Below are 10,866 nucleotides of genomic sequence, written 5' to 3'. Positions count from 1 at the left end.
GAAGCCAATCCGCTGTTTGCTCAGCCATGACAGTTGTATGTTCTTTACGGTGATTGCTTATCAATAAATATTTCATTTCGCGTTCCCCAATTGCTGGTGGGCTTCATTTACGGTTCTCTGTACAGTCGGAGTCCAGTCTGTGCCGGTTTCCTCCAGGTTTGGTCTGAAAAGCAACAAATACTCGATATTTCCTTTGGGGCCTTTGATGGGGGAAAAGGTCATGCCCTGACAAGACAAACCAGCGCCACCCGCGCAAGCGATCACTTTATTGATGACCTCCATATGGACCTGCGGGTCCCGCACTACCCCTTTCTTCCCCACCTTGTCGCGCCCAGCCTCAAATTGCGGCTTAACCAGGCATATAACCTGGCCGTCCGGCCTCAGCCAGGGGGCAATAGCCGGAAAAACCAGGGCGGTGGAGATAAACGACACGTCTATGGTGATAATATCCACCATTTCCGGCAGCTCGCGACTGCTTATATGGCGAATGTTGGTGCGTTCCAGGTTGATAACCCGGGGGTCGTTGCGCAGCTTCCAATCCAGCTGTCCATATCCGACGTCGACCGCGTAAACCTTCCTGGCGCCATTTTGCAGAGCGCAGTCGGTATAGCCGCCCGTGGAAGCCCCCACATCCAAAACCACTTTGTCTGCAAAATCAAGTGCAAACACTTCTAAAGCCTTTTCCAGCTTTAAACCGCCCCGGCTTGCATATCTCAGCCTCTCGCCATGAACCTCGACATCAGATTCTTCAGCCACCAGCGAACCGGGCTTATCCATCTTCTGCCCGTTGACATAAATCTGTCCGGCCTGAATCATAGCCTGGGCTTTTTCCCGGCTCGCCGCCAGGGACTTCTTATGAACCAGGACGTCCAGCCTAACCTTTGACAATCTTAAGCAACTCCAATTCATGGCCTTTCTTGAGCAGTTCCGGCCAGCGTTTCAGGATGCCTTCTACAGCCGAAGCCGCATCCATATTGAGGCACTCCAATAATAATTCGGTCTTGCCATGCTCAACAAACTCATCGGGAATTCCTATTTTCATTAAATCTGCTGAAAAGCCCATCTCGGTCAGCACATCGGAAACCCCGCTGCCAAACCCGCCGTTGAGGCAGTTTTCTTCCATGGTCACTATCCTGGCTCCTGCCTGGGCCCGCTGCAGAATAGCGGCTGTGTCCAGGGGTTTCGCGAAGCGGGCATCCAGGAGGGCTGCCGATATTCCCAGACGACTTAGTTTCGCCACTACATCCCGGGCAATATTCACGGCTCGTCCAATAGCCATGATGGCAATATCCTGGCCTTCGCATATCAACCTGGCCCGCCCTACTTCCAATAGATCAGCAGCTTCGATATGGCTCTCCGCCACCCCCCGCGGGTAGCGTATGGCCACCGGGCCCGATAAAGTAAAAGCGGCGTCCAGCATCTTTATCAATTCTTCTTTGTCTGAGGGAGCCATTACGGTGAGGTTGGGGACATTTCTCAAATAGGCCAGATCGAATACGCCATGATGTGTGGGACCGTCTTCGCCTACCAGCCCGGCCCGGTCCACGGCGAAAATAACCGGCAGCTTCTGCATGCTTACATCATGAATGATCTGATCATAAGCCCTCTGCAAAAACGTAGAATATATGGCTACCACCGGTCTTAACCCCATTTTGGCCATGCCGGCCGCCAGGGTGACGGCATGCTGTTCACATATACCTACATCGAAAAACCGCTGCGGATAACATGCCGCGAAAGCGGATAAACCGGTACCGCTGGTCATGGCAGCGGTAATGGCCACTACTTTTGAGTCGGTTTTGGCCCGGTTGAGCATATACTCACCGAATATCTCGGTATAGGTCAGAAAAGGTTTCTTGAGGGGGTGCCCGGTCTCCACATTAAATGGACCGATGCCGTGGAACAGGTCGGGCTCTAAACTGGCCGGCTCGTAACCGCGCCCTTTCTGGGTGATGACATGAATCAATACCGGGCCTTTCATCTGCTTGACATTAGACAGCATCAAGTATAATTCATCCAGGTTGTGGCCGTTAACCGGTCCTATATAAGTAAAGCCCAGCTCTTCAAAAAGAATCCCCGGCACTACCAGGTTTTTGACCATTTCCTTCATGCGCCCGGCTGCTCTGGCAATGTTCGGTCCAATTGCGGGTATGCGGTTTAAACGGGATTCGATTTCCTCCTTGGTCCTGGAGTATGACGGGTCAGTGCGCAGGCGGTTCAAGTAGCTGGAAAGGGCGCCAACATTTTTGGAGATAGACATCTCATTATCGTTCAAGATTACGGTGATGTCACAGCCTTGATGCCCGGCATGATTGAGGGCCTCAAATGCCATTCCGCCTGTGAGCGCACCATCGCCTATAACCGCTAAGACTGAATACTTCTGTCCCATCAGATCCCGGGCCAGAGCCATCCCCAGAGCTGCTGAGATGGAAGTGCTGCTGTGTCCGGTATTAAAAGCATCGTAATGTGATTCTTCGGTTTTGGGGAAACCGCTCAAGCCTCCGAACTGGCGCAAAGTCGCCATCTGCTGGCGGCGCCCGGTCAATATTTTGTGTACATAACTCTGGTGACCCACATCCCAAATGATGCGGTCGGTGGCGGTGTCAAAAACATAGTGCAGGGCCAAGGTCAATTCAACTACGCCCAGGTTGGAGGCCAGGTGGCCCCCGCATTCGGATACGCTCTGTATCAACAATTCTCTTATCTCTTCGGCCAGCAGGGTCAGCTGGGCTTTATTCAGCCGGCGCAAATCCTGTGGTGAGTCTATCTTTTCAAGTATAGACACGGTTACACCTTCTACTTCTTAAATAATTCCATTCCAGTGAGGTTTTCCCACCAACCGATCACAATCGCTACCCGAAAAATAATTTGATTGGCATAATTGACCGCCAGGTGTTTTCCCAGGGCTTTGCCTCCGACTGTCGCGGCTGCAATCAAGCTGGTTACGGCTGCGCCCATCCAGATAGCGTCTGCCAGCGGGAAACGGTTCAAAAGGCTTACCGCGATACCCGCTCCTATGGCCCCGCTCAATGTTCCTGCGATATCTCCCACTACATCGCTGCAGAAGTTGGCCACCAGTCCGGCATTGTGAATTAGCTTGACGGCCTGCCTGGCCCCAAATATTTTTTTTGCCGCCCTGGCATTGAAAGGCGGCAATTCAGCAGCGGTTACAGCTGTTCCGATAATATCAAAAAATATTCCCCAAAAAATTATTACGATCAACAGGCCAATGGCCACCGCTATCTGATTGACCGCTTTAACCAGTCCCTCAGAACCAATGCTCATCAACAGAGCGATGACAAAGGTCAAAAAGGCCATAAACATGGCCGATATCAGGTGATTTTTTCGTATGTAACCAGACAAGCTGATTTATCCTCCAGAAATAGCGGTCCTGGCAAAAGGTTGTTCATTGAGTAAACGCTGCGACTTAGGTCCAGACGGTTTTCCCAGCAGGACACCCAATTGTTGCCAAATGGGCGATTTCCCTTTACGCCTGCTCTGCTGCGTCACCGACAGCAAAACTGGATTACCACTTAGTACGCACTTTAATCCCCAATAAACCGTGCACCCGCACTCAGTCTAGGAGTTTTCCTCAACAACCCACATCGGTTTCTAGCCTCTTTTGCAGCAACGGTTTCAAAGCAAGCCATACTATCTCGGCCAAGATAAGCACAACCCACATGCGCCTATTCGCCGCCCCCACTCAAGGCAGGCTACACTACACCCAGCTTTTTTACCAGAATGCAGGTTTTCCCGCCATCGAAATGGCGAGCCTCCACAGATGTATGGGTAGAGCCCGCATGCCATTGCAGATTCCCCACACATCCTTAACTCCCAGCAACGACCCCTGACTGGGCGTCAAAAGCCGATACCAGAAGCTTCATCGATGTGCCCTTAACGGATTTTTAGCCCCGTCTTTAAAACAGATAGGGTTGACTAGAATACTGCAACCTTTTGCCAGTCCTTTCAGTACATATTATATCATGTATAAAATCCAGCTTCCAGTTGCGTGAAAAGCCAGGAGTGCCCCTAAAACCGCTTGTTAACGTCCCTGGGGCTCAAATCGCCATGCTGATAAGCGGCACTAAAGTATACGCGCTTATAGACTGGCCGGCAAGACAAGGGCTAACTTTTCAGCTCTGCCGGAAGAGGGTAAACCTGGCCAGATCGCGCAGGAAATCGGCCTCGTCTCCAAATCCCCGCAGACTCGCCATGCACTGTTCGACACTTTGCCGGGCCAGATCCAGAGCGCCTTTTAGGCCGAACAGGCTGACGTAAGTGGTTTTAGCGTTCTTTTGGTCACTCCCTACCGGTTTGCCGATGATTTCCTCTTCCCCGCAAACATCAAGAATATCGTCCGTGATCTGAAATGCCAATCCAAAATGCCGGGCATAATCGGTCAGGTCCTGCAGCTGTTGGGCTTCCATTTCTCCCAGTATGGCGCCGGACCTCAGGGAAGCCCGGAAAAGTGCCCCGGTCTTAAGCAAGTGCAGGCGTTGCAGGTCTGAAAAGGGAATCTGCTGCCCCTCCCATTGCAGATCCAGAACCTGTCCGCCGATCATGCCGGTACTGCCGATGGCAACAGCCACTTCCCCAATCATTTCAACCGCTGCCTGTGGAGTTACCCCGGACACCGAGGCATTGGCCGCCATTAATTCAAAGGCCCGGCTCAGAAGGGCATCCCCGGTCAAGACAGCGGCAGCCTCCCCGTAAACAATATGGCAGGTGGGTTTACCCCGTCTCAGGTCATCATCATCCATGCTGGGCAAGTCATCATGCACCAGCGAATAACAGTGGATCATTTCTATGGCGCAGGCGGTAAGCATTACCGAATCGGCCGGTATGCCGGCTAAACGGGCTCCTTCCACTACCATGATGGGGCGCAGGCGTTTGCCTCCATTGGACACTGCGTAATACATGGCCTCATGAATAATCGGCGGGTAAACGTCAACCGGGAGAAATCCCAACAGACTGCGATCGATTTGCTCTTTGCGGGTTTGTAACTGCTTCAAAAATCCGGTTTTATCGAACCCCATTCGTGTATCCCCTCGCTTAGCCTGTAATCGTTCAGAATTGTCAAATCAGATATCAGCCAGTTCCCAGCCGCCGTCCAGCTTCTTTACCAGCTGCTGCACCCGTCCCTCAGCCTTCTGCAACTCCTGCTGGCAGCGGACCGAGAGAACAATGCCTTCCTCGAAAAGCTTGACCGAGGCCTCCAAATCCAAGGTGCCGTTCTCAAGCATTTCCACAATCGTTTCGAGCCTCTCCAACGCTTTTTCAAAGCTCATATTTTCCACCGGGATACGGCCTCCTTCTCCATTACTTTGACCTTTAAATCGGCGTCCTGCATGCATACCTGCAGTTCGCCGCCCAGTTCCACCTGCTCTCCCCGGGTTACCACCGCGGGGCCTGACTTTATCAAAGCATAACCGCGCTGCATGGTTTTTAAGGGGCTGACTCCGTCCAGGCCGGCCGTTAAAAGGGCCAGCCTGACTGATTTTTGTTCAGTCAGCGTTGTCATAGCCTGATTGAGGCCGAGCTCAGCCTGCTGCAAGCGGTCATAGTGTTGTTTTATCAATTGAGCCGGGTCTTTCCACACCTTTTTCATCATAATACGGTCCAGGTTCTCCATATTCCGGGTCAATTTACGGGTTACCGCCGCTATGAGGCGCTCCTGCTGCTTTGACAGGGCAGACTCCAACAGATTCATATCCGGCACTGCCAATACCCCGGCCTGAGTCGGTGTAGCCGCCCGTAAATCTGCAGCCAGGTCGGCCAGGCTGAAATCAACTTCGTGGCCGATGGCGGTGATGACCGGTATCCTGGAATTAAAGATAGCCTCTACCACCGTTTCGGTATTAAAGGGCATCAAGTCTTCCCATGAACCTCCGCCGCGCCCCAAAATGATGACCTCTACCCCGCCATGCTCATTGAGCAGGCGCAGGCCTTCGGCCAGTTCCCGGGGGGCATCATTGCCCTGCACCGCACTGTGTACCAGAATGACCTGGCAGCGCCGATGACGCTGGCGGATGATCTTGAGAATGTCCTGCAGAGCGGCTCCATCCTGGGAGGTGATGATCCCCACCCGGTTGACCTGGCCGGGAATGGTTTTTTTTCGCTCCACATCAAAATATCCTGCTGCCTGGCACTTTTCCCTGATTTTTTCCAGGTATATCTGCCAGGCGCCGATGCCATAAGGCCGCAATTCCTGGACATAGAGCTGGTATTTGCCCTGCGGGGCGTACACCGACACCGCCCCCCGGGCTATGACCTCCATGCCGTCTTGCGGAGTAATGCTGGCGCGCCGGGCCTGGCTTCTGAACATTACACAGCTCACCGAACTATCCCGATCTTTTAAGGTAAAGTAACAATGCCCGGATTGGCGGTGGTGCTTAAATCCGGATATCTCGCCTTTCAGCCATAGATCAGAGAGGATCACGTCGGTTTGCATGAGGTGGTCGATATGTTTATTGAGCTCAGTGACAGTCAAGTATTCTCTCATGGCTTCAGGTCCTGCTGTTCCCAGGCCGCCCGGGACAGGTTCTGCATCAGCTTGGCGATTAACAAAGGGCCGATTCCGCCCGGAACCGGCAACAAATGGCCGCCTATCCCGGCAACGTCATCATTGTCCACATTGCCTTTGACCCCGGCTGCGGTCCAATAAAACCCGGCATCAATGAGCAGTGTTGCTGAGGCCAGGTGGCGGGCCTTAATAAGATGTGCGGAGCCCTTTTCAGCTACTACTACATCCGCTTTAAGGATTTCGCCTCCATGCCAGGCAGGCATCACCCTGACCTGACACCCCTGTTCCACCAGGATAGCCGTCAGGGGCAGGATAAGGTCAAAAGAATCCCCGATCAAGAGAGCGCTGCGTCCTTGTACATCAGGAAGGCAGCGGCCGATCACCTCCATGGCGGCCAGGGCTGCGCAGCTGATAAATCCGGGACGCCCGCCTATCAAGAGCCCGCGGTTTATCGGATTAAACCCATCCACATCCTTTTCCGGGCTTATGGCCTGCAGGAAATAATCCTGCTGCGCTTGCAGATGCGGGGGCAAAGGCAGCTGCAAAATGATGCCATGCACCTTCGCATCAAGGTTCAAGCTTTCAATCTCTGCATACAACTGGGATGCGGTTATATTCTCCGCCAGGTGCGCCACCCGGCAAACACCCCCGATATCAGCCGCCGCTTTTTGTTTGAGTTTAACGTAAGCCCCACTGTCCTCCTGCTTTCCCACCAAAATCACTGCCAGGGCGGGGGCCGCCCCCTTTTCCCGGTTCTGCCGGCATAATTGCCGCCTTATTTCTGCCGCCATCTGGGTGCCGGATATTAATTGCATAGCGTTTCTCTCCTCTAATAAATAAAGACTGTTACCATGACCTGTTTTTACGGTGCATCTGCACCGTCATCCGACTGGCGGTGGTGAAGTTTTGCTGCCAGCCCGGCTACGCCCACCGCATTATCGCTGCACAGTTCAGGGTCGGCGAAATACAGTTTGAAGCCCAAGGCCGGGTGCCCCAAGCGGCGCAGCAAGTGTTCCTTTATGATACTGTTGGCCATAACCCCTCCGGCCAGGAGCACATGACGGTTCTCCAAACGGACTGATTCTTTCAATAAGGCCTTTTCCAGGGTTCTTCCCACCGCTTTGAACAGGGCCAAAGCAATATCTTGATGTTTATGCCCGGAATTTATCAAGCGTAAAACCTGGGTTTCTATTCCGGAAAAAGAAAAGCCTTCATCCCCGACAAAAGTGGTCAGATGCGGAATATCCGTGCCGCCGGATCCCAAGGCCAGTTTTTCCAGGGCCGGGCCTGCAGGAAAGGGCAGTCCCAGGGCCACCCCTACCCGATCCACCAGTTGACCGGCGTGCAGATCCAGACCGGACATGCCGGTCCGCACCTCCAGAACATGCTTGTAATGCCGGCCAACCTGCAGTATCTCCGAGGTTCCCCCGGAAAAATGAACCGCCACAAAGCTTTCCTGCTGCAGCAGGGCCTCATTTCCTATCAGGGCTGCCATGATGTGGCCTTCCTGATGGCTCACCAGATAGAGGGGAAGATTGGCAAAAGAGCTTAATACCCGGGCCTGATTAAGGCCAGCCAGGAAAACCGGCATATAGCTGTCATTAACCCGGCGCGGCCAGGCGCTGGCTGCAATTGCGGCCACCTCACGGCTGAGCTCGGCCGGCAGGCTGTCAAAAAGCCGGGGCAGGTTCTGAACATGAAAAAAGAGAGCCTGTGATTGCCTCAACCCTCTTTCTCCCGATTTAATAATGAGTGGAATGCGTTTGTCTACAACCACCTGGCGCCGATTGTTCACCAGTGCTATAGAAGTGGTATATGCGCTGGTATCAAGTCCCAGGAACAGAGCCATATTTCTCACCCAAAATCCTGTCCAAAATGGCGTTAATAAAAGCCGGCGAATTCTCATCACCGTATTTTTTGGCAATCTCAACCGCTTCGTCAATCGCCACTACCGGCTCAGAGGGCTGCATAAAAAGGATTTCATAACCGGCCAGGCGCATGATATTGCGGTCGACCGCCGACATGCGGCTTAAATCCCATTCCCGGGAAAAACGCTTAATGGCCTCATCGATATCAGCCAGGTGCCGTATCGCACCGTGGGTCAATTCGGCGGCGAAACTCTGATCCTTTTCCGCCGTGAGCTCGTCTTCCCGGTAAAGGTAGGATAAGGCCTGCTGCGGTTCCGTCTTGACCTGATCATACTGAAATATAACCTTGAAGGCTACCACCCGCGCTTTTCTTCTGCTCAATCACATCTATCCTTTCAAAATCAACGCTGATCCTTAAATGTTTCTATCCAGTTATTGAAACTGTGGTGATCATCAACCCGTTTGCCAATCCAGTAACCGATTGAAAGGCAGATGACAATAAATATGGTGCGCCAAAATCCCAGGGTCACAACCAGGATACTGGCGGCAAGCCCTAAAATAACACCTACGGTTTTGCCGCGGTGTTCCTGCCATAGTAACGTAATCAGTCTGTCCATCATATGAGCACCCCCTTCAGGCGGCTATTTTCCCGCAGCGGGAATGTCATCGACCAGTATACGGATCTCTGCCACCTCTAATCCCCCGATGTCTTGCAGATATTGCTTGACGGTGGACTGGAGCTGCTGGCTGAGTTCAGGCACGCTTAGTTCCGGATTAATGGCCATATGTAGCTTAATAACCAAACCTTCCGCACTTTGAGCAACATGAGGTCTGATATCGCGGACCCCTTCGATTTGCTTAATGGCCTTCATAATCAGCACTTTGATGGCAGGAACAGTGATGGCTATCTCGCCTTGCAGGCCTTGCTTGACGACTACCTGTTCCAAACGGGGCTCCTTTTTAAAAAGATGCACAAACACCACCAGGGTAGCGCCCAGCAACAGCAAAGCGGCGATGCCAAAGATCAGCCGGTTCTCCGGGGTAGCCAGAGCCAGCTGCAAATAGGCCAAGGGCTCGGGGCGGTTTATGGCTGCGGCCAGGAATATCCCCGATAGTGCCAGCAAAAGCAGGTTATAGAGGAATAACACCAAACGTAGGGTAGCTGACATTGTTATCCCACCTCTTTCTCAAGAAATACAGTTAACCCCCTGTACAAGGCAGGGGGTTATAATCCATAACTTACATTCATGCTATTCCTTATCCAGGTCTGTACCTTCGTAAGCGCTCTCCGCTTTTTTAATTGAAACCCCCAGTATATTAACATTTACCGCACTGACCTTTAATCCAGTCATAGATTCAACCGCTATTTTGACTTCTTTTTGAACGGTTTCCGCAACATTGGGAATTGGATATCCATATTCAATGATCAGATAAATGTCGATCTTGGTGTCATTGTCGGCGACTTCAACTTTGATACCTTTGCCAAAATTTTTCTTGCCCAGTTTTTCTACCAGGTCAGTTCCCCATCCTCCACTCATCGAGGCGACGCCTTCAACATCAACGGCAGCTAGTCCGGCAACAGTTGCCACCACTTCGTCGGCTATGCGTATTGAGCCAATATCATTGGTAATCTCGGGCTTCTGCGGGTCCATTCGTTCCACCTCCAATTTATAATTTCCAAACTTGTAAGTATTATTCTACCAAAAGGCCGGGGTATGTTCAAATTTAAGCTGGCAAATTCTAGTCTTCCATGCGGCGCTGGATGAAATTGGTGTAGACCTCACCGCGCCTGAAAAAGGCATTGTCCAAAACCTTGAGGTGAAAGGGAATCGTGGTTTTGATGTTCTCCACCTTGAACTCACGTAAAGCCCGCTTCATTCTCTCAATGGCTTCATCGCGTTCATTGCCCCAGGCGATCAATTTGGCCACCATGGAGTCGTAATAAGGAGGTATCAGGTAATTGGAGTAAACCGAGGAATCCACCCGGATTCCGGGCCCTCCGGGAACCACATACTGACCAACCCGTCCTGGTGAGGGTCGGAAATCATTATCCGGATCCTCTGCGTTGATGCGGCATTCAATGGCCCAGCCGTTTAAGACGATATCCTCCTGGGCGCAACGCAGGGGTTCACCAGCCGCGATGCGGATCTGTTCTTTTACAATGTCAATGCCGGTAACCATCTCGGTAACCGGATGTTCCACCTGCACCCTGGTATTCATCTCTATAAAATAAAAATTGCGGTTTTTGTCTACCAGGAACTCAACCGTTCCGGCGCTCGAATAATTCGCGGCTTGAGCGGCTTTTACCGCTATATTTCCCATGGTTTGGCGCAGCGGGTCATCAAGAAAGGAGGAAGGCGACTCTTCCAGCAATTTCTGATTGCGGCGCTGCAGGGAACAGTCGCGCTCTCCCAGGTGCACCAGATTGCCGAACTCGTCACCCAGAATCTGAAATTCGATATGGCGGGGTTCCTCCAG

Annotated in this window: 13 protein-coding genes; all 13 read right to left on the bottom strand. The window is 52.3% G+C overall.

The window, feature by feature from the left end; translation table 11 throughout:
• Positions 1 to 72: 72 nt before the first annotated feature.
• Positions 73 to 888 carry a TlyA family RNA methyltransferase gene (locus B3W37_RS01225; protein WP_483174544.1) on the bottom strand — a complete coding sequence of 272 codons (816 nt, stop codon included), beginning with the start codon at positions 886 to 888 and terminating at the stop codon, positions 73 to 75.
• The gene (gene dxs / locus B3W37_RS01220; RefSeq protein WP_483174543.1) at positions 875 to 2,782 is read right to left on the bottom strand and encodes a 1-deoxy-D-xylulose-5-phosphate synthase; all 1,908 of its coding nucleotides are present in this window, start codon (positions 2,780 to 2,782) and stop codon (positions 875 to 877) included. Before dxs ends, B3W37_RS01225 begins: the two co-directional genes overlap by 14 nt.
• A gap of 11 nt (positions 2,783 to 2,793) precedes the next feature.
• Positions 2,794 to 3,360, bottom strand: coding sequence for a hypothetical protein (locus B3W37_RS01215; protein ID WP_483170123.1), 567 nt, complete (start codon positions 3,358 to 3,360; stop codon positions 2,794 to 2,796).
• 770 nt (positions 3,361 to 4,130) lie between these two features.
• The gene (locus B3W37_RS01210) at positions 4,131 to 5,033 is read right to left on the bottom strand and encodes a polyprenyl synthetase family protein (protein ID WP_483174542.1); all 903 of its coding nucleotides are present in this window, start codon (positions 5,031 to 5,033) and stop codon (positions 4,131 to 4,133) included.
• 45 nt (positions 5,034 to 5,078) lie between these two features.
• Complete coding sequence (gene xseB, locus B3W37_RS01205) at positions 5,079 to 5,285, bottom strand: exodeoxyribonuclease VII small subunit (protein ID WP_483170140.1); 207 nt, start codon at positions 5,283 to 5,285, stop codon at positions 5,079 to 5,081.
• On the bottom strand, positions 5,282 to 6,499 hold the full coding sequence (xseA, locus tag B3W37_RS01200; RefSeq protein ID WP_483174541.1) for an exodeoxyribonuclease VII large subunit: 1,218 nt from the start codon (positions 6,497 to 6,499) through the stop codon (positions 5,282 to 5,284). The genes xseB and xseA overlap by 4 nt, the downstream gene beginning before the upstream one ends.
• Positions 6,496 to 7,335: a tetrahydrofolate dehydrogenase/cyclohydrolase catalytic domain-containing protein gene (locus tag B3W37_RS01195; protein ID WP_483174540.1), complete on the bottom strand. Its 840-nt coding sequence runs from the start codon at positions 7,333 to 7,335 to the stop codon at positions 6,496 to 6,498. The genes xseA and B3W37_RS01195 overlap by 4 nt, the downstream gene beginning before the upstream one ends.
• 47 nt (positions 7,336 to 7,382) lie before the next feature.
• Entirely contained in the window at positions 7,383 to 8,369 is a 987-nt protein-coding gene (locus tag B3W37_RS01190) for a tRNA (adenosine(37)-N6)-threonylcarbamoyltransferase complex transferase subunit TsaD (RefSeq protein WP_483174563.1), read from the bottom strand.
• Entirely contained in the window at positions 8,347 to 8,769 is a 423-nt protein-coding gene (nusB, locus tag B3W37_RS01185; protein WP_483170119.1) for a transcription antitermination factor NusB, read from the bottom strand. Before nusB ends, B3W37_RS01190 begins: the two co-directional genes overlap by 23 nt.
• 20 nt (positions 8,770 to 8,789) lie before the next feature.
• Entirely contained in the window at positions 8,790 to 9,008 is a 219-nt protein-coding gene (locus B3W37_RS01180; RefSeq protein ID WP_481040578.1) for a DUF2273 domain-containing protein, read from the bottom strand.
• Positions 9,009 to 9,029: 21 nt separating this feature from the next.
• Positions 9,030 to 9,557: an alkaline shock response membrane anchor protein AmaP gene (gene amaP / locus B3W37_RS01175; protein WP_483174539.1), complete on the bottom strand. Its 528-nt coding sequence runs from the start codon at positions 9,555 to 9,557 to the stop codon at positions 9,030 to 9,032.
• A gap of 81 nt (positions 9,558 to 9,638) precedes the next feature.
• A complete protein-coding gene (locus B3W37_RS01170) occupies positions 9,639 to 10,040 on the bottom strand; it encodes an Asp23/Gls24 family envelope stress response protein (RefSeq protein WP_481040582.1) in 402 nt (133 codons plus the stop codon).
• 88 nt (positions 10,041 to 10,128) lie between these two features.
• Positions 10,129 to 10,866 (bottom strand): ATP-binding protein (locus B3W37_RS01165; RefSeq protein ID WP_483174538.1); only part of this gene is annotated, 738 nt, incomplete at its 5' end.

This window comes from Syntrophomonas sp. UBA5494, assembly GCF_002426325.1.
The sequence above is the reverse complement of the archived record's forward strand: the minus strand, read 5'-3'. Positions and strand labels throughout refer to the sequence as shown.

Excerpts from the sequence above, each read along its gene's own strand:
- amaP (WP_483174539.1), bottom strand. The coding sequence starts at position 9,557 with ATGTCAGCTACCCTACGTTTGGTGTTATTCCTCTATAACCTGCTTTTG.
- B3W37_RS01170 (WP_481040582.1), bottom strand. The coding sequence starts at position 10,040 with ATGGACCCGCAGAAGCCCGAGATTACCAATGATATTGGCTCAATACGC.
- B3W37_RS01190 (WP_483174563.1), bottom strand. The coding sequence starts at position 8,369 with ATGGCTCTGTTCCTGGGACTTGATACCAGCGCATATACCACTTCTATA.
- B3W37_RS01210 (WP_483174542.1), bottom strand. The coding sequence starts at position 5,033 with ATGGGGTTCGATAAAACCGGATTTTTGAAGCAGTTACAAACCCGCAAA.
- B3W37_RS01195 (WP_483174540.1), bottom strand. The coding sequence starts at position 7,335 with ATGCAATTAATATCCGGCACCCAGATGGCGGCAGAAATAAGGCGGCAA.
- xseA (WP_483174541.1), bottom strand. The coding sequence starts at position 6,499 with ATGAGAGAATACTTGACTGTCACTGAGCTCAATAAACATATCGACCAC.
- B3W37_RS01180 (WP_481040578.1), bottom strand. The coding sequence starts at position 9,008 with ATGATGGACAGACTGATTACGTTACTATGGCAGGAACACCGCGGCAAA.
- xseB (WP_483170140.1), bottom strand. The coding sequence starts at position 5,285 with ATGAGCTTTGAAAAAGCGTTGGAGAGGCTCGAAACGATTGTGGAAATG.